We start from the raw sequence: 23,821 nt of genomic DNA, 5'->3' as shown, positions 1-23,821 counted from the left end.
AACGCTTACCATTGATGGAGGAGGAAAATCATGATGTCGATTCATCCACAAACGATCGGCTCCCTATTAAAAGAGAAAAAGGAGCAGCACCCAGCACATGAAGCCATTGTGTATCCAGAACGTTCATTACGTTATTCATACGAAGCGTTTTTTAGAGAGGTCAAGGAAACAGGGAAAGGTCTTATGGCATTAGGGGTTCAAAAAGGGGATCATATCGCCATCATGGCACCTAATGTCCCTGAATGGCTCATGCTGCAATTCGCCTGCGCCTCCATTGGAGCCGTTCTTGTCACCGTGAATACGAACTTTCAATCACAAGAACTCGCTTACTTACTAAAGCACTCTGATAGCAGCATGCTGTTTATCGTTGACGGGTTTAAAGAGACATCATATGTCAGGATGCTTGAAAACCTCATTCCAGAGCTTCAAACAGCTCATCAAGACGAGATCAGTTCATCATCATTTCCATATTTAAAAAGTGTCGTATATATTGGCGAGCACACGCCAAAGGGCATGCGCAGCTGGGACAGTATTCAAGCTGCTGCTAAAAGAATGGAGGATGATGAATGGGAGAAACGAATGGATGAGCTGGCGCCTGATGATGTTATTAATATGCAATATACTTCAGGCACAACCGGCTACCCAAAAGGTGTCATGCTCAGTCATACAAACATCGTCTGCAATGCCAGTCAGATCGCAGATTGCATGAAGCTCACCCATGAAGACCGCATGTGTATCCCCGTGCCGTTCTTTCATTGCTTTGGATCTGTTCTTGGCGTACTTGCTTGTCTCGCAAAAGGAGGCACGATCATTCCAATTGAATCTTTCCACCCAGAGCGAGTCCTTCAAACAGTGGAACAAGAGAAGTGCACTGTTCTTCACGGCGTCCCGACAATGTTCATTGCAGAGCTCGATCATCCGAATTTCCACCAATACGATCTGTCCACATTACGAACAGGCATTATGGCAGGATCTCTTTGCCCATCCCATGTGATGAAAGCAGTCATTGAACAAATGGGACTGAAGGAGCTCACGATTGCCTACGGTCAAACCGAAAGCTCACCTGTCATTACCCAAACTAGAACGGATGATTCATTTGAAAGGCGGGTTCAAACAGTCGGTCGGGCACTTCCTCACATCGAGGTGAAAATCACTGCACCAGGTACGCCGGATGAAGTACCAAGAGGAGAACAAGGCGAGCTGTGTACAAGAGGCTATCATGTGATGAAAGGCTACTATAAAAATGAAGAAGCCACAAATGAAGTCATTGATGAGGACGGGTGGCTTCATACAGGGGATTTAGCGGAGATGGATGAGGATGGCTATGTGAAAATCACAGGACGGCTGAAAGATATGATCATTAGAGGCGGGGAAAATGTTTATCCAAAAGAGATTGAAGACGTTCTTTACACGCATCCAGCCATTCTTGATGCACAGGTTGTTGGTATTCCTGACGAGACCTACGGAGAGGAAGCCGCCGCATTCATTCGGCTCAAACAAGGTCACACGGTGACGATTGAGTCATTAACCAGCTATTGTCAGTCACAAATGGCTCGCTACAAAATTCCAAAATATTTTTTCATCACAGACGAGTATCCGATGACCGCATCAGGGAAGATTCAAAAATTTCGTCTGAAAAAACAGGCGCTTGATCTAATAAAGGAGTGAGGGCAGCGATGTTCAAAAAAGTACTGATCGCAAATCGAGGCGAAATTGCTCGTAGAATTATTCGGACTTGTAAAAGGCTCGGGATCAACACCGTGGTTGTTTATTCAGAGGCAGATGAGCATGCGCTTCATGTGCAAGAAGCAGACAGCGCCTATCTGATTGGAGGAGCGAAAGTATCTGAAAGCTATTTAAACATGGAAGTGATCATCGAGGTTGCCAAGCAGACAAATACAGATGCCATCCATCCTGGATATGGCCTCTTATCAGAAAATGCGGCCTTTGCTGAACGCTGCCGCAGCGAAGGAATTATTTTTATTGGACCATCCGCACAGGTCATTCAGCGAATGGGGAATAAAATTGAAGCGAGAAAAACGATGGACCATGCGGGGATTCCCATTGTACCAGGCGTTTCAGCCCCGCTCCATGACGCAGAAGAAGGAGTCAGTAAAGCCCAGTCACTCGGTTATCCGATCATGCTCAAGGCATCAAGCGGAGGCGGGGGAATTGGCATGCAGCTTGTGCGAAATGACGAGGAGCTGCATAAAGCTTTTGAAGGAAATCAAAAAAGAGCGCAAAGTTTTTTCAACGACGGGACGCTTTATATGGAAAAGGTCATTGAAGACGCGCGGCACATTGAAATTCAAGTCCTTTTTGATTCCTTCGGCCATGGGGTTCACTTATTTGAGCGCGACTGTTCACTCCAAAGAAGACACCAGAAAATCATCGAAGAAGCACCTGCCGCCTGTCTCGATGAATCAGTGAGACAACAGATGGGACAAATGGCCGTCAAAGCAGCCAAAGCCATTGGCTATGAAAACGCAGGGACGATTGAATGTTTAGTCGATCAAAACCAACAGTTTTATTTTCTAGAGATGAACACGAGATTACAAGTAGAGCACCCTGTCACAGAAGAAATTACAGGTATTGATCTTGTCGAGGAGCAGCTGAAAATCGCTGCATCAGAGCCGCTTTCCTTCATTCAGGAGGATATTCATCAAATTGGGCATGCCATCGAGGTCAGAATCTATGCGGAGGACCCCGTTACCTTTTATCCGTCACCAGGAACAATCACTCGGCTATTTATGCCAGAAGCTCCCTATATACGCCATGAATCAAGTGTGACAAGCGGGAGCGTCATTACCCCATATTACGATCCAATGATTGCGAAGATGATTGTTTACGGTGATACACGAAAACTTGCAATAGAACGATTAAAAAAGGCGTTACAAGCATATGAAATAGAAGGGATCAAAACCAACTTACCGCTTTTAAGGGAAATGGCTGGATCTTCTGCTTTCTTACATGGCAGCATCACAACCGATTTTCTCATGAAAAAAAGGGAGGGGAACCGTTCATGAAAATGGTCACGATACAAATGGCCGGAAACTTATGGAAGCTTCTTGTGAAACAAGGCGATGAAGTGCAAAAAGGGCAGGAGGTCGCTATCTTGGAATCAATGAAAATGGAGATTCCAATTGTTGCAGAAGAGGCTGGTGTCATCAGCAAAGTGTATAAGGCAGAGGGGGAATTTGTCGATGAAGGAGAGGTCCTTCTAGAGCTGACAGAATAGGAGGGAGCGAGATGGCATTACCAAAGCGTGTACTTATCAGAGAGGTCGGCCCGCGGGACGGACTGCAAAATGAATCCACTTGGCTGGACACAAGCGAGAAGCAAAGGTGGATTGAACTGCTCACAGCAGCCCGGCTCCCTTATATTGAAGTCACCTCATTTGTTCATCCTAAATGGGTCCCAGCCTTAAAAGACGCCAAAGAGTTAGCTCAATCCTTACACAAAAATGACAACATCACCTATGCAGCACTCATTCCTAATGAAAAAGGCTTGGCTCACTTTTTTGAAGCAAATCTTGACGCAGGCGCTATGTTTATCTCTTCGAGTGAAACACATAACAAAAAAAATATGAATCAATCCATCCACGAAACACTTCCTGTCATCAAACAAATGACAGCTGATTTAAAAGCAGCAGGAAAGATCACACGCGCATATATTTCTACCGTGTTTGGCTGCCCTTATGAACATCAAGTGCCAATGGATCAAGTTCTGCGGTTAACGGATATTCTGCTCTCTTATGGCATTGATGAAATATCACTCGGCGACACCATTGGAGAAGCCCATCCGCTTCAAGTAGAAAGGCGATTAGACATTTTACTTGAACGTTTTCCTGCTGATAAAATCGCTCTACATTTTCACGATACGAAGGGGATGGGTCTTGCCAATATTTATACGGCATTAAAAGCGGGAATCACAACATTTGACTCCTCTAGCGGCGGGCTTGGCGGCTGCCCATATGCACCTGGCTCTAGCGGAAATGTCGCGACAGAAGATGTAGTGCATATGCTTCAAAAACTAGGAACCGAAACCAATATCGATTTTCCTGCATTGATAAAAGCGGCAGAATGGATCGAAACAAAAGTAGATCGAACCCTGCCTAGTCATTGTTTACGTGCTTTTCACTCTCATACTACTTCATAAAGGATGAATGTGACATGACATCATTGGTTAATTTTATGATACAAGATGAACGGATTGGGATCATGACCTTAAACAGGCCGAAACAAGCGAATTCCCTATCCGCTGCGATTCTTGAGGAGATCAATCAAATCATTCAAGAAATCAAACACGATGAAAGCATCCGCTGTCTGCTCATTACAGGAGCTGGTTCTAACGTCTTTTGCGCAGGAGCTGATTTAAAAGAGCGACGATTGATGACAGAAGAAGAAGCAAAAGCGGCGGTTCTGTCGATTCAGCAAACCTTTACAGAAATTGACTCCCTTCCTGTGCCTGTCATTGCCGTGATGAATGGACACGCACTCGGCGGAGGCCTTGAGCTCGCACTGGCTTGTGATCTTCGCATCGCACGAGCCGGAGCAAGACTCGGCCTGCCAGAAACTGGACTAGCCATCATACCAGGAGCCGGAGGAACCCAGCGGCTTCCGCGCCTGATTGGACTCGGTAAAGCAAAAGAACTGATTTTCACAGGTGGTTCATTACAAGCTGAAGAAGCCATTCAAATCGGGTTGATTGAGCACCTCTCTTTAGCAGATTCTCTTATGGATGACGCCATTTCTCTCGCAAAACAAATCGCCAAAAACGGCCCAATTGCTTTAAAAGAAGCGAAACAAGCGATTCAAATGAGCCTTGATCATGATTTACGTACAGGTCTGATGAAGGAATACGAAGCCTATGTACGGCTCATTGATACAGAAGATCGAATGGAGGGACTTCAAGCTTTCCAAGAAAAACGAACGCCTCATTACAGAGGCAACTAGCAAGAAAGGGGAATGGGCATGATCGAAGAATATGAAGTGAAAAAACAGCGGATTGTAAAAGGAGGAGCCGAACGATACCATCAAAAAAACAAAGAAAAAGGAAAATTGTTCGTCCGTGACCGGCTCCAGTTGTTATTAGATGAGGATTCTTTCATTGAGGATGCCATGTTTGCCGAGTGTAAAGATCAACATTTACCAGCAGATGGGGTTGTCACAGGGACGGGGCGGATGAATGGGCAAACGGTTTGCGTCATGGCGAATGACTCTACCGTCAAAGCTGGATCATGGGGCGTCAAAACGGTAGAAAAAATCATTAGAATCCAAGAAACAGCGGAAAAGCTCAACTGCCCGATGCTGTATTTAGTCGATTCTGCGGGTGCAAGAATCACCGATCAAATTGCCATGTTTCCAGGCAGAAGGGGCGCGGGGCGCATTTTTTATAACCAGGTGAAGCTGTCTGGACGTATCCCGCAAATTTGTTTACTATTTGGTCCTTCTGCGGCAGGAGGTGCTTACATTCCTGCTTTTTGTGACATCGTCGTTATGGTCGAAGGGAATGCCTCGATGTATTTAGGCTCTCCGAGAATGGCCGAAATGGTGATTGGAGAAAAAGTATCACTAGAAGAAATGGGCGGGGCAAACATGCATTGCAGCATATCAGGATGTGGTGATATTTTAGCCAAAACAGAGGAAGAAGCCATTCAAATCGCCCGCGACTATTTAACCTACATGCCTGCCAACTATACAGAGAAACCAAAACGGGCAGCCGCCAAAGCACCTCAGCCATCTGAGATGACCATCCAAGACCTTATCCCTAAGGGGCAGAATACCCCTTTTGATATGTATCAGCTCATTGATTTACTCATTGATGAAGGGTCATTTTTTGAAATCAAAAAACTGTTTGCCGCGGAGCTGATTACAGGCTTTGGCCGCATGAATGGTCAGCCTGTTGGTCTTATTGCCAACCAGCCTAGGGTGAAAGGCGGGGTGTTATTCCATGACTCAGCTGACAAAGCCGCCAAGTTTATTCAGCTATGTGACGCCTTTCATATCCCGCTCCTTTTTCTTGCGGATATACCGGGATTTATGATTGGAACAAAAGTGGAACAAGCCGGCATTATTAGACACGGGGCGAAAATGATCTCCGCTATGTCAGAGGCCACTGTTCCGAAAATATCGGTCATTGTGCGTAAAGCATACGGTGCAGGGTTATATGCAATGGCAGGGCCAGCGTTTGAACCAGACTGCTGTCTTGCTCTTCCATCGGCGCAAATTGCTGTCATGGGGCCAGAAGCGGCTGTGAATGCTGTCTATGCGAATAAAATTGCCGAGCTGCCTGCCGAAGAGAGAGCTGCATTTATACAAGAGAAACGTAAGGAATATCAGGAAGATATGAATATATATGAGCTTGCCTCTGAAATGATTGTCGATGGCGTCATCCCGTTTGACCACCTGCGAGCTGAGCTTTGTCATCGATTACAAGCCTATTCCTCAAAAGAGATGACATTTACAAGACGAAAACATCCGGTCTATCCGGTCTAAAGGGGGCATCCTTATGATGAACCTGAAACCAGCATGGGTACCGGAAGAGCAGAAGGTCAAACATACACGTCTTTACAAATGGATGCACTCACTTGGTTTCTCTACTTATGAAGCATTCTACGAAGCTAGTATTGAGCGGACCGATTGGTTTTGGAGAGAAGCTGAAAAGGCGGTCGGCATCAAGTGGAAGGTGCCATATGAAGCCGCATTAGGGCAAGATTCATTCATGTGGCCGAAGTGGTATAAAGGCGGTCAACTAAACGTGACCGAAACGGCCGTGGACAAATGGGCAGAGAACGAAGAGACACAGCATCAGCCAGCCGTGATTTGGAGAAATGAAGTTGGGGCTGAGAAAAGATGGACGTATCTCGACCTTCAGGAAAAGGTTAATCGCCTCGCTGCTGGTTTTTTGAAGAATGGGCTTCAAAAAGGAGATGTGGCGGTCATTTATATGCCGATGCTTCCTGAAACGGTCGCTGTCATGCTAGCCTTTGCAAAAATTGGTGTCATCTTTAGCCCCGTCTTCTCCGGATATGGAAGCGAGCCTCTTGCAGTGCGTATTCGTGCGGCAGGTGCAACCATTGTCGTCACAGGCTCCGACATGACGCGACGCGGGAAGACGATCAATATGCGGGAATGTGCGGCAGATGCGATTCACAAAACAGACACTGTCAAAAACGTCATTGTACACACTCCCTCTCATACTGAATATGAAGGAGATATCAGGCTAAACGATTTGTTAAAAGAAGATCCGATAAGTGAAACGGCCTATCTCACAAATGAAGAGCCTCTCATGATCTTATACACTTCTGGAACAACTGGTACGCCAAAAGGAGCTGTCCATACACACGCAGGCTTCCCTGTAAAAGCTGCTTTTGACGCCGGTCTTTGTATGGACGTTGCAAAAGGAGACCGTTTGTTTTGGCTCACAGACATGGGCTGGATGATGGGGCCATTTCTCGTCTTTGGCGGCTTGATCAATGGAGCTGCAATCGTTTTATATGACGGTGCACCCGATTATCCAGATGAACAGCACCTCTGGTCATTCATCCACGAGCAAAAAGTCACCCATTTTGGACTTTCACCTACTTTTGTTCGGTCTGCGATGCAGCAAAACCTTTCAGGTATTCAGCTGCCGCATGTCAAAGCCATCATTTCTACAGGTGAGCCGTGGAATGAAGCACCATGGCAATGGCTTTTTGACAAAATCGGTCAAAAGCACATTCCGATCCTAAATTATTCAGGGGGAACAGAGGTCTCTGGTGGAATTGTAGGAAGTACGCTGCTTCGCCCAATTAAGCCAGTTCTTTTTAATGCGGCGATCTTAGGAATGGCGGCAGATGTGTATAATGAAGCAGGTCAGAGCGTCATAAATGAAGTAGGAGAACTTGTTTTGAAAAAGCCATGGGTCGGTATGACATGTGGTTTTTGGAAAGATCCGGGGCGATATGAAGACACGTATTTCAGACGATTTGATGGGGTGTGGACACATGGGGATTGGGTGATGCAATCAGCGGATGGCACATTCCATATCACGGGCAGATCGGATGATGTCATTAATTCAGCAGGAAAACGTGTCGGTCCAGCAGAAATTGAATCCATTCTTGTCGGACATCCAGCCGTACACGAGGCAGCTGTAATTGGGGTAAAGGATGAGGTGAAAGGGGAGGCACTCGTGTGCTTCATCGTGACTAGCTCACAATCTTGTGACGAAGCAAAACTGATTCGAGAGCTCAAAACTCATGTTGGTTCACACGCGGGAAAAGCTCTCATGCCAAAGGAAATTCATCTCATTTCAACTTTACCGAAAACAAGAAACGGAAAAATCGTCCGGCGTTTATTAAAAGGAGCCTATGAACAGCAGCCCTCACAAGATCTTTCTTCTTTAGAAAACCCTCATGTGTACAAAAGCATTTGCGAATACTTGAAACGGAAACAGAATCCATAGAAAAAGACAGGAGAGTGTCCTGTCTTTTTCTATTGCACATGAAAATTCGTGCCATCTGTTGTTTCTTTGACAATCCCTGCCCGAACGACAAAATCACCGAAATGTTCTTGGTCTTCTCGTTCTTTTGCATAGCGAGGGAGCAGAGAGCCAAGCTCGTTTAAAATGTCTTCCTCACCAACATTTTCACGGTACAGCTTACTTAATCTGCTGCCATCAAACGCAGCGCCAAGATACATGTTGTATTTGCCAGGTGATTTGCCGATAAAGCCAATTTCACCTAGCGCATGGCGGGCACATCCATTTGGACATCCAGTCATTCGAATCGTGATTTCTTTATCACTTAAGCCATTTTCTTCAACAATCTCTTCAATTCGGTCAATCAAGCGTGGAAGGTAGCGTTCTGCTTCTGCCATCGCTAAGCCGCATGTTGGAAGAGAAACACAGGCCATTGAACTGCGGCGGAGTGCAGAGTGCTGCTGGCCAGCTGATAAACCGAACTCCTGAATGAGCTGCTCGATTTGTTTCTTTTTATGAGAAGTGACATTTCCAATGATCAAATTTTGATTCGCTGTTAAGCGGAAGTCACCTGTATGAATCTTTGCGATTTCACGAATGCCCGTCATCAGCGGATAATCATCATAATCTGTGATGCGTCCGCCTTCTACAAACATCGTATAATGCCATCTGCCATTGATGCCTTTTACCCAGCCATAGCGGTCTCCGTTATGATCAAAGCGATAATCTCTTGCGTCTAAAAGGGCAAATCCTAGGCGGCGTTCCAGCTCTTCTTTTACATTCTCAAGACCGAGGCGGTCCACTGTATATTTAAAGCGGGCGTTTTTTCGCACCGAACGGTTTCCATAGTCACGCTGAATGGTAATCACTTTTTTGGCAATCTCTACAACTTGTTCCGGTGTACAAAAGCCAATCACTTTTGCAAGCTGAGGATAGGTCGCTGTATCACCATGCGTCATGCCCATTCCACCGCCAATTGCGACATTAAAGCCGATCAATTGCTCATTTTCGATGATCGCAATGAAGCCTAAATCCTGCGAAAAGACATCAATATCGTTAGCAGGAGGGACCGCCACACCAATTTTGAATTTTCTTGGCAAATAAAGCGGACCATACATCGGCTCAACCTCTGTATCAGGCGTTGCCGCAACCTTTTCCTCATCAAGCCAAATTTCATGATACGCTCTAGTTTGCGGAAGCAGGTCATCACTTAATTTTTTGGCCAGCTCGTATACATCATGGTGCACTTCTGATTGATAGGGGTTTGATGTACACATCACATTCCGGTTCACGTCGCCGCAAGCAGCAATTGTATCAAGCATAGTCGAATGGATGTCTTGAATGGTCTTTTTCATATTCCATTTTAAAATACCGTGAAGCTGAAAGGTTTCACGAGTAGTCAGCTTTAACGTACCGTTTCCGTATTTGTGAGCAAGCTCATCCATCACTAGCCACTGCTTGGATGTGGCGATTCCGCCAGGCAGGCGTACGCGCAGCATAAATTGATAGGCTGGCTCAAGCTTTTGTTTTTGCCGTTCATTTCTGAGGTCTCGATCATCCTGTAAATAGCTGCCGTGATGCTTCATCAGGCGGTTGTCATCATCAGGAATTCCCGCTGAAATCGGATCAAGCATCACTTCTTTTAACGTACCCCGTAAATAATCACTTTTTTCTTTGATTTCCTCTACGTCGCTCGGAGGTCCATCCGGCGCTGTTAATGCTGTCTTCACCATGTCGTAAAAACTCCTTTCTTTCAAGCATCAAATCCATCAATATACGTCACGCTGATAGCGTTTTTGCTGCTGCAAATTGGCTAAATAGCTTTCTGCTTTCTCCTTACTCATCGCACCTTCTTCTTGGATGATCGATAGAAGGGTACCATGAACATCATGCGCCATATGTTTTTCATCTCCGCAGACATATACATAGGCACCTTGCTCCAGCCATTCGAATAATTCTTTACTTTGTTTCTTCATTTGGTGCTGGACATATACCTTTTCCTCTGAATCTCTTGAAAAAGCCACATCCATTTTCGTTAAGACACCATCTTTTAACCACTTTTGCCATTCAGTTTGATATAAGAAATCCGTCACAAAGTGCTGATCACCGAAGAATAACCATGATTTTCCGTTAGCACCGATTTCTTCTCGTTCCTGCATAAACGAACGGAAAGGAGCGATACCTGTGCCTGGTCCCACCATAATGATCGGTGCATCAGGGTTTTCAGGAAGCTTAAAGTTTTGGTTGTGCTGGATATAAACAGGCAGTGTATCACCTGGCTCTAAGCGCTCCGCACATAAGATGGAGCAGACACCTTGGCGTTCTCTCCCGTGTGCATCATATCTCACAGCACCTATTGTCAAATGAACTTCTTCTTCATTGGCTTTCAGGCTGCTTGCAATCGAATAAAGGCGTGCAGGGATTTTTCTTAAAATAGCGGTGAAATCTGCGGCTGTTCCTTCAAAAGGACCAAAATCGCGCGCAGCATCTACTAGATCTCTTCCTGCTATATACGCTTTTAACTTTTCTTCATTCCCTTCTTCTAAAAGGGCATGGAGGGCTTCACTTTTTGTAAAGTCCGCCATCTTTTGAAGAAGGGGTTTTGTTAATACTGTAATCTCAAAGTGCGAGGTGAGTGCTTCTTTCAAAAGAAGAGTGTCGCCATTTTTATGCACGGTTACGGCTTCCTCTGCATTCCATCCGCATGTCGTGAGCAGTTCATCAACAAGCGCAGGATCATTTGTTGGATAAATACCAAGACTGTCACCCGGCTCATAAACAAGTCCTGATCCTTCAAGAGAGAGCTCCAAATGGCGGGTTTCTTTGTTAGAGCCGCGGCCATTTAGGTTGATATTTTCAAGAACTTCCGCATAAAAAGGATTCGTTCTTGAGTATTCAGAAGCTGCTGTTTGGTTGGTTGCTCCTGCTGATTCTTGCGGGAATGCTGCGGCTTCACCTTCGCTAAGTGCCGATGTCACCCCTTGAAGCCATTCAGAAAACGGCTCATCATAATCAAGGTCACAATCCACTCGGCCTATAAGACGCGTTCCGCCAAGTTCTTTGAGGCGCTCATCAAATTCTTTTCCAGTCTGACAGAAGAATTCGTAAGAGCTGTCGCCAAGCGAAAGAACAGAAAAGCTTAAATGATCGAGCTTTGGCGCACGTCTACCATGAACATATTCATGGAAAGAAAGGGCATTATCAGGCGGATCTCCCTCGCCATGTGTGCTGACGATCATCAGTAAATTGTGTATTTTTTTCAGATTATTTGGTTTAAAATCTGACATAGAAGAGAGCGTCACTTGAAAACCTTTCTCCTCGAGATGCTGCGCTGTCTTTTTCGCTAATCCTTCAGAATTGCCTGTTTGCGAGCCATAAAGTACGGTCACATCTTTACTGACAGGCTGCGCAGGGGCTGCGGCAGAAGGAGTAGGGGCCAGAGTGGCCGTTTCTGATCCGGCTAGAGCTGCCTGTGCTGATAAATAACCGGTAAGCCAAATTTTTTGTTGATCTGTTAAAGTCGGAAGCAGCTGATTGAGTAGCTCTGCCTGCTGCTGACTAAACGGACTGTTCAATACATGAAGTTGCAACGATATCCACCTCACAAGGAATATAAACATAGATTAATTCGATAGGAATTATATATATAGGTTCAATTTGAACTTTACCGAAAGTTTGCCATTAAGTAAAATATATAATATTGATTGTCATGATTAAGATTTCTAATACCTTTACAAGGTGAATGAACTTGAAGGTAAATCAGCTTAACTTATAAAGCACCTTAAGAAAAATAGGCGTTTTGTTCTGAGAATGCTAGCATGAAGAAGCTATCGTGAAGAATTGAAAAGGGGTGTATGAAAGTTGATGCAGCTAAAGTTTAAAAACATAAAATGTTTTCGGCTTGTCATCTTGATTTTTCTCATTTTATTAGTAGCGTGCAATTCTCCAAAGGACAATATAAAGGATTCATACAATAAGAATAAAACAACAGCACCTTTTTCAAAAAAAGGCATACTGCTGAGTAAAGAGGAGACTGGTTTACTTCTTATAAACAATAAAACTCCTCTAAAAAGCGATTATTCATTGAATACTCACCTTCTTATTGATAAGTATAAACATGATCTCATCATTATGGATTTATCGAAAGTTGATACTAAAGAGCTGGTACAGGGTCAAACGGTTGAGATCTGGTTTGATGAGTTACAAGAATCGTTTCCTCCTAAAGCAACGGTCGAAAAATATAAAATCATTATGGATAAGTAGGAGGGCAGTGAGCACTTCTTAAAATTCACAAATAAAAAAGGAGAAAAACCCTAGAGTTTTTCTCCCTTCTCAATTTATGCCGTTGGAAGTCCCATCACAGCTTTCACTTCTAAATATTCCTCAATGCCGAAGTCTCCCCATTCTCTTCCGATACCAGATTGCTTAAAGCCGCCAAATGGGGCAAAGTAATCTGTTTCGGCATTGTTAATGGTGATTTGGCCAGCACGGATATGTTCAGCTACATATTTTAAAGTTTTTTCATCTTTTCCAACAACATACCCGGCAAGGCCATAAACCGTATCATTGGCGATGTCAAGGGCATGATCTAGGTCCTGATACGTAATCACACTCATGACTGGTCCGAAGATTTCTTCTTGCGCAATGGTCATATCATTTTTTACATTGGTGAAAATGGTATGCTTGGCGAAATATCCTTTATCGATTCCGTCCGGCTTTCCAGTTCCCCCTGCAAGCAGAGTAGCACCTTCATCAATTCCTTTTTCAATATAAGATTGCACGGTATCCCATTGTTTCTTGGAGACAAGCGGGCCTGTGGCGTGATCTTCTCTCGGATCACCAACTGTAAACTTCGGCAGGGCATTCAGCAGCGCTTTTTCAAACTTGTCTTTCATTGATTCTGGAATAAGCACACGCGTAGCCGCAGAACACACTTGACCTGTATTCATCGCAATATGATGAACGGCGGTTTCTGCTGCCTCATCCACATCTGCATCATCTAAGACGATAAGAGGGGATTTCCCGCCAAGCTCAAGAGCCACTTTCTTCACATTGTCCGCCGCGTTTTCCATAATTTTAGAGCCGACTGCACCTGATCCAGTAAATGAAACAAAGTCAATATCAGGATGTGAGCTAATACCGTCACCAATCACGTCACCAGTTCCGTTTACTAAGTTGAAGACTCCTTTCGGTACGCCTGCTTCATCAATGATTTCTGCAAGAATCATCGCAGCAAAAGGTGTAATTTCCGCTGGCTTTAAGACAACTGGTGAGCCTGCCGCAATGGCACCCGCAATTTTAAGAGATGTTTGATTCGTTGGGAAGTTCCACGGTGTAATCAATCCGCTGACGCCAATCGCTTCTTTTATAATGGTATGTCCGCCGCGGTCCTCGGTCAATGTATAAGATTTAAGTGCTTCCGCTGCTTTAGAAAAATGTTCATAGCCCATTGTGTAATGAACTTCTTCTGATACTTTCAGCGGTGCACCGAGCTCTTGTGTCATCACTTCTACAAGTTCATCCTTGCGTTTTTCGTAGCCGCGCACAATGTTTTCCAGCATCTTCACGCGTTCATTTCGAGATGTTTTCGAGAAAGAAGGGAAGGCGGCACGAGCTGCTTTCACTGCCTTATCTAAATCTTCTTTTGTTCCTAAGCTAATAGTGCCAATGACTTCTTCTGTCGCAGGGTTGATGACCTCTGTCGTTTCGTTTCCTGTTGATGCAACCCATTCTCCGTTAATAAAATGTTTCTCTTGATTTCTCATTCTGACATGTCTCCTTTTTATATGTGATTCATTTAATATTCTGTTTTCAGCTGATATAAAACTTTACCCACTGTGAAAAATCTAAAACGAAGAAACTGCAAAAGAAAAAGTTTCTGATATAATACGCAAAGTGGGACATATGTCCTTTTCAATAGGTGAGCATGTATCATTTAATGGAACTAGACTGAAAAAAGAAGGAGCATTTGAACGAATGAAAGGTGTTATTTTCGCTTTATTAGGAGGCGCTTGCATTACACTGCAAGGCGTAGCCAACGCAAGAATCAGCCAGGATATCGGCACATGGCAGGCAGCAACTATCACGCAGCTAACCGGTTTTATCATCTCACTTGTCATTTTACTCATCGTACGAGACGGACACTTCAGGGAATATCGAAAGGTGCAGCCACTTTATTTAATAGGCGGCGCATTTGCAGCCATTATTATTTTTAATGAAGTCACCGCGATTCAAATGATCGGTGTCACACTCACCATCGCAGCGTTACTTATTGCACAGCTTGCTTTTACCTTTGCAATCGATGCAAAAGGATGGTTTGGTGTACAGAAGAAAAAAATGAAATGGCCTCATTATGCAGGAATTTTACTGATGGTCGCAGGCGTGATCATTTTAAAGCTATAAAGGAGGGCGTCAGATGGAGGAGCTTTATGATGAATCTCTTTTTGCCTCATATATGAAGGCACATCAATTAGAAAACGTCTTTCATCAAAAGCTCATATCACACGTGAGCTTGTGGCGCTATGAGCAGGGTGAGCTCGTTTGTTCAAAAGGGGATAAGAGGGAGTACCTGTACTTGTTAGTGAAAGGAAAATTAAAGATTTTCACGACCACAAAGGAAGGGAAAACCTTTATTCTTAGCTTTAAACATCCCCTTGAAGCGATTGGAGATATTGAATACGTTCAGCAAACCGACATGGTCAATACAGTCGAAGCTGTCACAGAAGTACATATGCTAAGGGTTTCTCATCAAGCGCTCATGCGCCATGCGAAGGATGACCCACGCGTGTTAACCTTTCTGCTAAAAGGCATCACAAACAAATTTTATACAAAATCAAACGATCTGAGTTTCCACCTTTTATATCCTGTGGAGGTCAGGCTTGCAAGCTACTTATTGTCTGTTGTAACAAATGATGACAGCGCGAGCGCCCTTCGTCTCACTGATGCGGCAAGCTTAATCGGTACAAGCTATCGTCATATTAACCGGGTCATTCAGCAATTCTGTGAAAAAGGGCTGATAGAGAGGCGTAGAGGAGAGATTACGATTTGTGACCGGAAAGGGCTTCTAGAAATAGCAGAGCACAATATTTATGAATAGAAGAAATGAAGGGATTTATATATGATCATAGGAATACTATTAGCTATCACTGCTGGCGCACTCGTCAGCTTACAAACCATTTTTAACAGTAAGGTCGATGAGCATACAGGCTCTTGGTCAACTACAACCCTCGTTCTTGGAATGGGCTTTATTGCTTCACTCCTGATGGGTCTCTTACTAGAGGGAACTGGCATGTTTCAATTAAGACATATGGAAGCTTGGTACTGGATCAGCGGAGCCATTGGGGTAGGAGTGGTCATTTGTCTAGTTCAGAGTATCAAACGTCTTGGACCGACTTATGGCATCTCGATTGTCCTCACGTCACAGCTGGGCTGCGCTCTTTTGTTTGATTCGCTAGGCTGGCTTGGGTTAGAAAAAGTGGCATTTTCTTTTACAAAACTATTAGGTGTCATTGTGATTGTTGCTGGGATCTTAGTGTTTAAATTGACCAAATTGGAGTCAGCCGAAAAAGATCAATCGCAAGAAAAAGGGCTGCCACAAGAGTAGCCGCCCTTTTTTAAATCAATCGCCGCCATAATACCGTTATCGCGGATAATCCATTTAAAAGGAGCCTTTTCATCAAAGGCTTTTTTTTCTGCCCATATGCGCTCGCATGATAGGCTGTTCGGTCTTTAGCAACGAGATTACTGTAGGCGATTTTTTGTTCGATTGCCTGTGTAAGTGATAACGCAAACGGGGCACTGTCAATCACCAAAATCGACTCTGTGTTTAAAAAACTAGACCTCGCATCTAAGTTATATGTCCCAATAATACTCAAGTAATCATCAATCACCATTGATTTCCCATGAATGGAATAGGGGCCTTCATATTCATACAAATGAACGCCTGTTTTCATCAGTTCCTTTTTCGTGCTTAAATATCCAGCAAAGGCTAACGGATTTGGTGTCGCTGTAAGAGAATTCGTGACCATTGTCGTTTGAATCTCACTACCTAAGGGGGTGAGTCCGGCTTTCATTGGGCGTGTTGGGATGACATAAGGCGTTTGTATAAGCACAGAACGCTTTGCCCGGTGCGCAAGATCGTTCAGTTTTTTCAGCACAAGCGGCCGCTTATTGAAGCGTTCTACAGGATTTGTGAAAAAGGCAATCTGTTTCACTGAAGTGGCATCTGCTACCCAATCAAAGGAGGACATCACAAAAGGTTCTTTTGTGCGCACTGCTTCTTGATAGGATCTGAGCAGCTGTTTTCTTAGCTTTAACCCTTTTTTCGCTTTTGGCTTGGAGAACACCTCTTTTGTTCTTTTCGTAAAATCATGATTCCATAGATAAACGAAATATTGCTCCATTTCATCTAATACTTTTCCCTTTTTGGCGTTATAGAGCAGCACATCGCGGTCAAAAGCAAAGTCTTTCGGCGGCTGATCTGCAAAGTATTTATCACCGATATTTCTTCCGCCCATCACAGCCACTCGGCCATCTGCTAGTAGCAGCTTATCGTGAAGCCGATTATGCCACGTCCAAGGCTTGAACAAACGAAAGGGCTCATAAAAACGAATCGACATGTTCGGATGATTTGCCACCGCATAGCGCAAATGCTTCAGCGGCCCGCGCAAACTGTGGCAGATGCCATCTAACAACACCTGGACTTTCACACCTCGATCAGCTGCTTCAATTAAAGCACCTAGTACCCATTCGGCTGTTTTTCCCTTTTGAATGGAATAGTAACTGAGACGGATCACCTTCTTTGCCTCACGAATCATTTGGATTCTAACCTGACCAGATTCAAACCCATCGTCAAGAAGCATCACTTGATTTGTCCCCTGATCGTCTCCTGAGATAGAAGAGGCTTTATAAATACAATGTTCTTTGCATGTTTTTCGTATCGGTAAATAAAACAACACAAATGCGGTCAAAAATACATAGACGACATAGAGAAGGATGAGAAAAAACAAGAGATGAAGCATAGGTATCAGCTCCTTTCACACAGACACAACTTTTCCTTAGTGTATGTCAAAAATCAAATTTCACTCATTTTGGCTTCCACATCAAAATATATGATAAAAGAATCATCTTGTTTTTATTGGGCATTTAATTATAGTATGAAATGAGTAAGGGGGAATCGAATTGAATGAACCACTATTTAACATTCCAAGCGATGTGTATCAAACGTTAAGTGAAACAGAACGTTATTTACTCCATTATATTCACCAGCATCTAGAGGAAATCTCCACCTTATCCATCGTCACATTAAGTGAAAGAGCGAATGTGTCGACAGCCACAATTGTCAGATTGATGAAAAAAATTGGTTACAACGGCTATACTTCCTTTAAATATCGATTGAAACAAGAAAAGAAAATGACCGATGCAAGTGATCAGCTAAAAAACATCGATGAAGACATCAAACTAGCGATTCGGAAAAATGAAGAAGAGGTTTTAAAGACGATTCAGCTGCAAAGTATTGGGCAAATTGAAGATGCCGTTCAAAAAATACATAATGCGGACAAAATTTATATTTTCGGCAGAGGCTTCTCAGAGATGATTGCCAAAGAAATGACCATCAAATTACAGCTCATCGGAAAAACATGCGAAGTACATGACGATCCGAATATCATTCGGCTGAAATCGAGAGACATCAGTAAAAACGAACTTGCGATCTTTGTTTCATTAAATGGCGAAACAGCAGAGCTCGTTGAAGCGTGTCAAAATCTCAGCATGAAGCAAGTCACGACCATTACCGTCACGACAAGAATAGATTCTACATTAAGCAAAATATCAGATATGACTCTAGTCGGATATAAAGGCGAACAATCTTTCTTCCCAGATTATGAAGTCAGATCGCGCCTGTCTCTTCATGTCATTGCCCGCATTTTACTAGATGCCTATGTGATCCGAATGAAATAACCGCTAAAGAAGCCTTCGAGACTTTGATCTGGAAGGCTTTTTATCATGAAAACCTTTACACAACCTGAAAACATTTTCACTCCATCGTATGAGATACTTTCTTTAGAGAAAAGAAAGAAGGTGAAACCAATTGATTTATACCTGCACCTTAAATCCTGCTATTGACCTATATATTGCATTAAAAGAAATGAGGGCAAATGCAGTCAACCGCACAGAAGATGAAGATTATCAGCCGAATGGCAAAGGAGTCAATGTCTCCATTATGCTAAAGAAATATGGATTCACCAGCACTGCATTAGGATTTATTGCTGGGTTTTCAGGCTCTTATATTGAACAATCCTTAAAGGACCTTTCCATTCAAACCGATTTTATCTCGGTTGAAGGAATTACACGCATTAATGTTTTTATTAATACGACAGAAGAATACAAGCTCGTGAACCAAGGACCTGCGATTGAAGCAAAAGCGCTTCACGCCTTTCGTGAAAAAATAGCGGCCATCCCGCAGGGGGACATCCTTATCATGTCAGGCAGCCTGCCAAAGGGCGTACCCGCCAGCATTTTTTCAGAAGTAGCAGCTATTTGTCATCAGCACAACGTCAAGTTTATTTTAGACACAAGCTCCGCAGCAGTTCTTGAGACGCTTCAATACAAGCCGTATTTATTAAAACCGAATGAAGAAGAAATCGCTGCTTTTTTCGGCAAAATACATCCTATGTCAGAAAAAGAACTCATTCAATCAGGAGAAAAACTCATTGAGATGGGTGCAGAGCAAGTGCTTATTTCCCGCGGAGAAGAAGGGGCTTTGTTCATTACGAAAGACGTCATCTTAAAAGGAAACGCACCGACAGGCACTGTGGTAAACACAGCTTGTTCTGGAGATGCAATGCTCGCAGCCTTTCTTAGTAAACAGCTTGAAGGTCATTCACCTGAAGAATGCTTACGTTACGGCATTGCAACGGGCGCATCTACTGCATTTTCTAAAGGCTTAAGTGATTTACATGACATTCATTCATTAATTGAGCAAGTACACATTCACAAGATATAAGGGGGAATCAGATATGAGCCGTAAAAAAATTGTCGCTGCAACTGGCTGTCCAACAGGCATTGCACACACGTTTATGGCAGCTGAGGCATTAAAAATAGCTGCTGAGCAATTAGGGGTCGACATCAAAGTCGAAACACATGGTCAAGTAGGAATTGAAAACGCTTTAACCGATCAAGACATTCTGGAGGCCGATGGGATCATTGTCGCAGCTGACAAAGATGTGAATACAGATCGTTTTCACGGCAAACCACTTATTGAAGTGCCTGTAGCGAAAGGCATCCGCACGCCAGAAGAACTGATCCAAGGCATTATCAATGGAGATGCACCCGTTCATCAAGTGAAAGGAAGGGCTTCTGGAACGGAGAAAACATCTGCTCCTTCATCCTCTCAACAAAAGACGACGAATAAATGGATACACACGATCTACAAACATTTAATGAACGGTGTATCACACATGCTTCCATTTGTTGTTGGAGGCGGGGTCTTAATTGCCATTTCATTTCTATTCGGTATCTACTCTGCTGATCCTCAGCATGAAACGTATCATCCGTTTGCTGCCTATTTGAAAAGCATTGGCGGACTCGGCTTTAGCTTAATGGTGCCTATTTTAGCAGCATTTATCGCTGATTCAATCGCCAGACGCCCAGGGATGGTTGTCGGGTTTATCGGCGGCCTGCTTGCAAACGACGGAGGCGCTGGATTCTTAGGTGGTATTATCGCAGGTTTTGCAGCAGGATATATCATCGTATTCCTTCAATTCCTGCTTCAAAAATTACCTGCATCACTTGACGGTTTAAAATCAATCTTCATCTATCCTGTTATCGGTATTTTCTTGATTGGAGCTGTGATGACACCACTATTAGTTCCGATCACAGGCCTAAATAATTCATTAATGGATTTTCTCTCAGCTGTTCAATCCACGAACCCGCTGCTCTTAGGTTTAATTGTTGGAGCGATGTGTGGATTTGATATGGGAGGTCCTTTTAACAAAGCAGCCTATGTCACAGGAACGGCTTTACTTGCACAAGGTAACCTTTACTTCATGGCAGGTGTGTCCGCAGCATGTATCACACCGCCGCTTATCATTGCGATTGCCACAACGATTTTCAGAAAACATTTCACACCGCAGGAACGAAATGCAGGGGCAATCAACTATATTCTAGGGGCGACACATATTACAGAAGGGGCCATCCCATTTGCGGCAAAAAACCCGATCGTTGTCCTGCCAATTATCATGTTTGGCTCAGCCATCTCTGCTATATTGACGTATCTATTTGGCGTACAGGTTCCAGCTCCGCATGGTGGATTCCTTGTCCTTCCAGTCGTCACAGGTGCATTTCAGTGGGTACTATCCATACTGATCGGATCACTTGTAGGTGCCATTCTATACGGACTTTACCGTAAAAAAATAGACAAACCCGCAGTTTAATAGGGAGGAAGAGAAATAATGGACCATATCTATATGAATCTTCATGAAACAGCTTCTTCACAGGCTGGCGTTTTCGCAGCCATTGCTGACATTGCCTACAAAGCAGGTATTTGTACATCACAAGAGGATGTCAAAAAAGGCTTAGCTGAAAGGGAAGCACTGAGCACGACTGGATTTCAAGATGGATTTGCCATTCCACATACACAAACAGAAGCCATCACAAAACCAGCACTTGTGATCGTCCGCACTGAAACAGGCATTGAATGGGACGCTTTTGATGGGAAGCCATGCTTTTTCTTCTTATCCTTACTGATCCCCAAAAATGAAGCGGGCACCACTCATCTAAAGGCTCTTTCTGCTCTTTCACGAGGATTAATGGATGAAGTGAAACGACAAAAGCTGCTGGAAACAAGAACAAATGAAGACATGCTTACTGTTTTAGAAACAGATATTTTAACGAGAGAGGATGTTTGATTATGCCTTTACTTTCAACAACACCGATGCTTGAGGCTGCGAAAAAAGAAAAATACGGAATAGTTGCATTCAATGTACATTCCTTTGACAGTATTTATTGGGTGCTCGAAACGGCCGCAGAATTAAAATCACCTGTCATTTTGCAAACAACGGTTGGAACGGTTCAATCACTTGGAGCAAAAGCGATTGCAGATACAGTCAAAGCGGCGGCTGATCAATATCAAATCCCAATCGGTCTGCACCTCGATCACTGCACGGACTTTGATGTGATTCTCACCTGTATCAGGGCAGGATATACATCCGTCATGATCGATGCATCCATGCATTCATATGAAGAAAATGTACGCCGCACAAAAGAAGTCGTAGACCTCGCATTAAAAGTAGGGGTGAATGTCGAAGCAGAATTAGGCAAGGTAGGCGGCGTAGAGGATGATATCGTCGTCGATGAAAAGGATGCTGAAAAAGCCATTCCATCAGAATGCCGTCAATTTGTAGAAGAAACTGGGGTACCTACTTTAGCGCCTGCGATCGGTACCGCTCACGGCATTTATAAAGGAGTACCGGATATTGACTTTGACCGTATTGAACAAATTGCAGCGCTGGTCGATGTTCCCCTTGTGCTGCACGGTGGTTCCGCTGTTCCGGATGAAGACGTCAGACGATGTGTGGCACTTGGTATGGCAAAGGTCAATGTCTCTACTGAATTGAAAAATGCGTACTCTGAAGCCATCCGTGATCATTTCTCAAACGAACCTGAAAGCTTAGATCCACGTATGTATTTACAAAAAGCAAAGCAAGCAGCAAAAGACATGGTCACATCGAAAATACGTATCGTTGGCAGTGAGGGCAAAGCCCATCCTCTATATCAGTGAAACGAAAAAAAGCAGAGCCGCTAACGCTCTGCTTTTTCACATTATTCGCTTTCTTTCATTTCATTTGATGTGCGTACTCGTGCATTTCCCATAAATAGGACCGTAATCGCTGCAAGGGCAATAGGGAATAACGCAATCAAAAATACGTACGTAATGCTTTGTGACATCGCATCGATGACTTTATTTAAAATATCAGGCGGAATTTGTGAACGGGCACCTTCTTGGAATATGGCTTGTGGATTGCCTATTTGAGAAGGGGCTCCTTTCATTCCGCTAATGGCTTCTGCTAAGCGATTCGATAGGACATTGGTTTGAATCGTCCCAAAAATCGTGACACCAAGTGTCATCCCAAGTGATCTCATAAATGAATTGGTTGAGTTTGCACTGCCTCGGTAACGAGGGGCAAGATCATTCATTGAAGCTGACGGCAGAAGGGAGAAGCTGAAGCCGACACCAAAGCCTGATATCATCATAAAGATTGTGAGCCAAAGTCTAGCTGTATCTGGTGACATATTGGCAAGAAGCAGCATCCCAGCAAAAAATGAAATAACAGAGATCGTCATAAGACGTCTGAAAGGAACTTTCGTCTGCATCGTTCCGCCAATCATACTGCCAATCACAGATCCTATCATCATCGGTGTTAAAATAAACCCTGCACTTGTCGCAGATTCACCATACACCGCTTGCACGAAAATAGGAATAAAGACGGCAAGAATAATAAATGTCCCCCCATATAAAAACGCCAATATTTGAGATGTCGCAAATAAACGATTTTTAAACATCCAAAAAGAAATAATCGGTTCCTCCGCTTTACGCTCAACAATAAAGAAGATGGTACCAAACACAAGAAACACGGCAAAAAGTGTGAGGATTTGCACCGAATCCCACGCATAAGATTTACCGCCAAGCTCAAGTGCGAACATTAAGCTCACAACTGCCACGACAAGTGTAATAGCACCTGACCAGTCAATTTTTTGCTTGCGATGTTCTAGCGATTCATGATAGTATCTGGCGATCAAGAACACACTAACAATACCGATTGGCACGTTAATATAGAAAACCCAATGCCAGCCGATCGAATCTGTGATAATAGCTCCTAACAGTGGTCCTAGTACACTCGATAAACCAAATACTGCACCAAACATACCGGACATTTTTCCGCGCTTTTCAGGCGGGAAGATATCAAAGATGATCGTAAACGCGATCGGAAGAAGGGCACCGCCTCCAAGCCCTTGAATGGCCCGGTAAATAATGAGCTGATCCATCGTTTGTGCAATACCGCACAGCGCTGATCCAATTAAAAAGAAAATAAGTCCAAACAGAAAAAAACGCTTTCGACCATACATATCAGAAAGCTTTCCGTAAATCGGCATTCCGGCCATTACTGCCACCATATAAGAAGCCGTCACCCAAGCAAATTTATCAAAACTGCCCAAATCTGCTACGATGCTTCCCATCGCTGTTGCAACAATGGTATTGTCCATCGCTGCCATAAAAATCCCTAACAGCAAACCGATGACAACAAAGCGAGTGGATGCCTTGCCTTTATCCACATGATTCATTTCATTTACCTCCTGCTTACGT

The 23,821-nt window shown here is 43.8% G+C and carries 20 protein-coding genes and 1 pseudogene; 16 read left to right on the top strand and 5 right to left on the bottom strand.

The window, feature by feature from the left end:
• Positions 1 to 30: 30 nt before the first annotated feature.
• From GKC25_RS08725 to GKC25_RS08695, 7 genes are read left to right on the top strand one after another with little or no spacing between them, the layout of a single operon-like run.
• Positions 31 to 1,668 carry an AMP-binding protein gene (locus GKC25_RS08725; protein ID WP_309415567.1) on the top strand — a complete coding sequence of 546 codons (1,638 nt, stop codon included), beginning with the start codon at positions 31 to 33 and terminating at the stop codon, positions 1,666 to 1,668.
• Between the two features lie 8 nt (positions 1,669 to 1,676).
• The gene (locus GKC25_RS08720; RefSeq protein ID WP_034660851.1) at positions 1,677 to 3,026 is read left to right on the top strand and encodes an acetyl-CoA carboxylase biotin carboxylase subunit; all 1,350 of its coding nucleotides are present in this window, start codon (positions 1,677 to 1,679) and stop codon (positions 3,024 to 3,026) included.
• Positions 3,023 to 3,238, top strand: coding sequence for an acetyl-CoA carboxylase biotin carboxyl carrier protein subunit (locus GKC25_RS08715; RefSeq protein ID WP_034660850.1), 216 nt, complete (start codon positions 3,023 to 3,025; stop codon positions 3,236 to 3,238). The genes GKC25_RS08720 and GKC25_RS08715 overlap by 4 nt, the downstream gene beginning before the upstream one ends.
• 11 nt (positions 3,239 to 3,249) lie before the next feature.
• Positions 3,250 to 4,158 carry a hydroxymethylglutaryl-CoA lyase gene (locus tag GKC25_RS08710; protein WP_034660849.1) on the top strand — a complete coding sequence of 303 codons (909 nt, stop codon included), beginning with the start codon at positions 3,250 to 3,252 and terminating at the stop codon, positions 4,156 to 4,158.
• 14 nt (positions 4,159 to 4,172) lie between these two features.
• The gene (locus tag GKC25_RS08705) at positions 4,173 to 4,955 is read left to right on the top strand and encodes an enoyl-CoA hydratase (protein ID WP_342689966.1); all 783 of its coding nucleotides are present in this window, start codon (positions 4,173 to 4,175) and stop codon (positions 4,953 to 4,955) included.
• Positions 4,956 to 4,973: 18 nt separating this feature from the next.
• Positions 4,974 to 6,497, top strand: coding sequence for an acyl-CoA carboxylase subunit beta (locus GKC25_RS08700; RefSeq protein ID WP_106037706.1), 1,524 nt, complete (start codon positions 4,974 to 4,976; stop codon positions 6,495 to 6,497).
• Positions 6,498 to 6,510: 13 nt separating this feature from the next.
• Positions 6,511 to 8,445 (top strand): AMP-binding protein, encoded by a 1,935-nt coding sequence (locus GKC25_RS08695; protein ID WP_309415566.1) that lies wholly within the window; start codon positions 6,511 to 6,513, stop codon positions 8,443 to 8,445.
• A 29-nt stretch (positions 8,446 to 8,474) separates the two neighbouring features.
• Here the strand turns inward: GKC25_RS08695 and cysI are convergent, their stop codons facing one another.
• Both cysI and GKC25_RS08685 read right to left on the bottom strand, forming a co-directional pair.
• Complete coding sequence (gene cysI, locus GKC25_RS08690; RefSeq protein ID WP_309415565.1) at positions 8,475 to 10,193, bottom strand: assimilatory sulfite reductase (NADPH) hemoprotein subunit; 1,719 nt, start codon at positions 10,191 to 10,193, stop codon at positions 8,475 to 8,477.
• Between the two features lie 36 nt (positions 10,194 to 10,229).
• Complete coding sequence (locus GKC25_RS08685; RefSeq protein WP_095285240.1) at positions 10,230 to 12,050, bottom strand: assimilatory sulfite reductase (NADPH) flavoprotein subunit; 1,821 nt, start codon at positions 12,048 to 12,050, stop codon at positions 10,230 to 10,232.
• 274 nt (positions 12,051 to 12,324) lie between these two features.
• Here GKC25_RS08685 and GKC25_RS08680 point away from each other — a divergent pair, with 274 nt between their 5' ends.
• Positions 12,325 to 12,723 carry a DUF3221 domain-containing protein gene (locus GKC25_RS08680; protein ID WP_223249874.1) on the top strand — a complete coding sequence of 133 codons (399 nt, stop codon included), beginning with the start codon at positions 12,325 to 12,327 and terminating at the stop codon, positions 12,721 to 12,723.
• Positions 12,724 to 12,797: 74 nt separating this feature from the next.
• On the opposite strand, the gene GKC25_RS08675 is transcribed toward GKC25_RS08680, so the two are convergent.
• Positions 12,798 to 14,225 (bottom strand): aldehyde dehydrogenase family protein, encoded by a 1,428-nt coding sequence (locus GKC25_RS08675; RefSeq protein WP_309415564.1) that lies wholly within the window; start codon positions 14,223 to 14,225, stop codon positions 12,798 to 12,800.
• Between the two features lie 211 nt (positions 14,226 to 14,436).
• Between GKC25_RS08675 and GKC25_RS08670 the strand changes: the two genes are divergently transcribed.
• From GKC25_RS08670 to GKC25_RS08660, 3 genes are read left to right on the top strand one after another with little or no spacing between them, the layout of a single operon-like run.
• Entirely contained in the window at positions 14,437 to 14,862 is a 426-nt protein-coding gene (locus GKC25_RS08670) for a DMT family transporter (RefSeq protein ID WP_034661956.1), read from the top strand.
• Between the two features lie 13 nt (positions 14,863 to 14,875).
• Complete coding sequence (locus GKC25_RS08665; protein WP_066030818.1) at positions 14,876 to 15,556, top strand: Crp/Fnr family transcriptional regulator; 681 nt, start codon at positions 14,876 to 14,878, stop codon at positions 15,554 to 15,556.
• A gap of 21 nt (positions 15,557 to 15,577) precedes the next feature.
• Positions 15,578 to 16,063, top strand: a complete 486-nt coding sequence (locus tag GKC25_RS08660) for a DMT family transporter (RefSeq protein WP_187704540.1) — start codon at positions 15,578 to 15,580, stop codon at positions 16,061 to 16,063.
• A 10-nt stretch (positions 16,064 to 16,073) separates the two neighbouring features.
• On the opposite strand, the gene GKC25_RS08655 is transcribed toward GKC25_RS08660, so the two are convergent.
• A complete protein-coding gene (locus GKC25_RS08655; RefSeq protein ID WP_187704539.1) occupies positions 16,074 to 17,480 on the bottom strand; it encodes a phospholipase D-like domain-containing protein in 1,407 nt (468 codons plus the stop codon).
• 160 nt (positions 17,481 to 17,640) lie between these two features.
• Between GKC25_RS08655 and GKC25_RS08650 the strand changes: the two genes are divergently transcribed.
• The 5 genes from GKC25_RS08650 to GKC25_RS08630 all read left to right on the top strand — a co-directional run bounded on the left by GKC25_RS08650 (position 17,641) and on the right by GKC25_RS08630 (position 22,237).
• Positions 17,641 to 18,417: a MurR/RpiR family transcriptional regulator gene (locus GKC25_RS08650; RefSeq protein ID WP_034660839.1), complete on the top strand. Its 777-nt coding sequence runs from the start codon at positions 17,641 to 17,643 to the stop codon at positions 18,415 to 18,417.
• Positions 18,418 to 18,547: 130 nt separating this feature from the next.
• Complete coding sequence (pfkB, locus tag GKC25_RS08645) at positions 18,548 to 19,462, top strand: 1-phosphofructokinase (protein WP_187704538.1); 915 nt, start codon at positions 18,548 to 18,550, stop codon at positions 19,460 to 19,462.
• A 13-nt stretch (positions 19,463 to 19,475) separates the two neighbouring features.
• Positions 19,476 to 20,891 carry a PTS fructose transporter subunit IIC gene (locus GKC25_RS08640; protein WP_034660837.1) on the top strand — a complete coding sequence of 472 codons (1,416 nt, stop codon included), beginning with the start codon at positions 19,476 to 19,478 and terminating at the stop codon, positions 20,889 to 20,891.
• 15 nt (positions 20,892 to 20,906) lie between these two features.
• A complete protein-coding gene (locus GKC25_RS08635; protein ID WP_187704573.1) occupies positions 20,907 to 21,365 on the top strand; it encodes a PTS sugar transporter subunit IIA in 459 nt (152 codons plus the stop codon).
• Positions 21,366 to 21,367: 2 nt separating this feature from the next.
• A complete protein-coding gene (locus GKC25_RS08630) occupies positions 21,368 to 22,237 on the top strand; it encodes a class II fructose-bisphosphate aldolase (protein WP_034660835.1) in 870 nt (289 codons plus the stop codon).
• Between the two features lie 43 nt (positions 22,238 to 22,280).
• On the opposite strand, the pseudogene GKC25_RS08625 reads toward GKC25_RS08630, so the two are convergent.
• A pseudogene (locus GKC25_RS08625) lies at positions 22,281 to 23,799 on the bottom strand (MDR family MFS transporter); the annotation flags it as partial.
• Positions 23,800 to 23,821: the final 22 nt, after the last annotated feature.

Source organism: Bacillus pumilus, assembly GCF_038738535.1.
GTDB lineage: Bacteria > Bacillota > Bacilli > Bacillales > Bacillaceae > Bacillus.
Note: the sequence above shows the minus strand (reverse complement) of the source record. Positions and strands in the feature narration are given on the sequence as shown.

Bases quoted from the DNA above. Each gene is read 5' to 3' on its own strand.
- GKC25_RS08675 (WP_309415564.1), bottom strand. From the start codon at position 14,225: ATGAGAAATCAAGAGAAACATTTTATTAACGGAGAATGGGTTGCATCA.
- GKC25_RS08715 (WP_034660850.1), top strand. From the start codon at position 3,023: ATGAAAATGGTCACGATACAAATGGCCGGAAACTTATGGAAGCTTCTT.
- GKC25_RS08660 (WP_187704540.1), top strand. From the start codon at position 15,578: ATGATCATAGGAATACTATTAGCTATCACTGCTGGCGCACTCGTCAGC.
- cysI (WP_309415565.1), bottom strand. From the start codon at position 10,193: ATGGTGAAGACAGCATTAACAGCGCCGGATGGACCTCCGAGCGACGTA.
- GKC25_RS08700 (WP_106037706.1), top strand. From the start codon at position 4,974: ATGATCGAAGAATATGAAGTGAAAAAACAGCGGATTGTAAAAGGAGGA.
- GKC25_RS08720 (WP_034660851.1), top strand. From the start codon at position 1,677: ATGTTCAAAAAAGTACTGATCGCAAATCGAGGCGAAATTGCTCGTAGA.
- GKC25_RS08705 (WP_342689966.1), top strand. From the start codon at position 4,173: ATGACATCATTGGTTAATTTTATGATACAAGATGAACGGATTGGGATC.
- GKC25_RS08630 (WP_034660835.1), top strand. From the start codon at position 21,368: ATGCCTTTACTTTCAACAACACCGATGCTTGAGGCTGCGAAAAAAGAA.
- GKC25_RS08655 (WP_187704539.1), bottom strand. From the start codon at position 17,480: ATGCTTCATCTCTTGTTTTTTCTCATCCTTCTCTATGTCGTCTATGTA.
- GKC25_RS08710 (WP_034660849.1), top strand. From the start codon at position 3,250: ATGGCATTACCAAAGCGTGTACTTATCAGAGAGGTCGGCCCGCGGGAC.
- GKC25_RS08695 (WP_309415566.1), top strand. From the start codon at position 6,511: ATGATGAACCTGAAACCAGCATGGGTACCGGAAGAGCAGAAGGTCAAA.
- GKC25_RS08725 (WP_309415567.1), top strand. From the start codon at position 31: ATGATGTCGATTCATCCACAAACGATCGGCTCCCTATTAAAAGAGAAA.
- GKC25_RS08670 (WP_034661956.1), top strand. From the start codon at position 14,437: ATGAAAGGTGTTATTTTCGCTTTATTAGGAGGCGCTTGCATTACACTG.
- GKC25_RS08680 (WP_223249874.1), top strand. From the start codon at position 12,325: ATGCAGCTAAAGTTTAAAAACATAAAATGTTTTCGGCTTGTCATCTTG.
- GKC25_RS08640 (WP_034660837.1), top strand. From the start codon at position 19,476: ATGAGCCGTAAAAAAATTGTCGCTGCAACTGGCTGTCCAACAGGCATT.
- GKC25_RS08665 (WP_066030818.1), top strand. From the start codon at position 14,876: ATGGAGGAGCTTTATGATGAATCTCTTTTTGCCTCATATATGAAGGCA.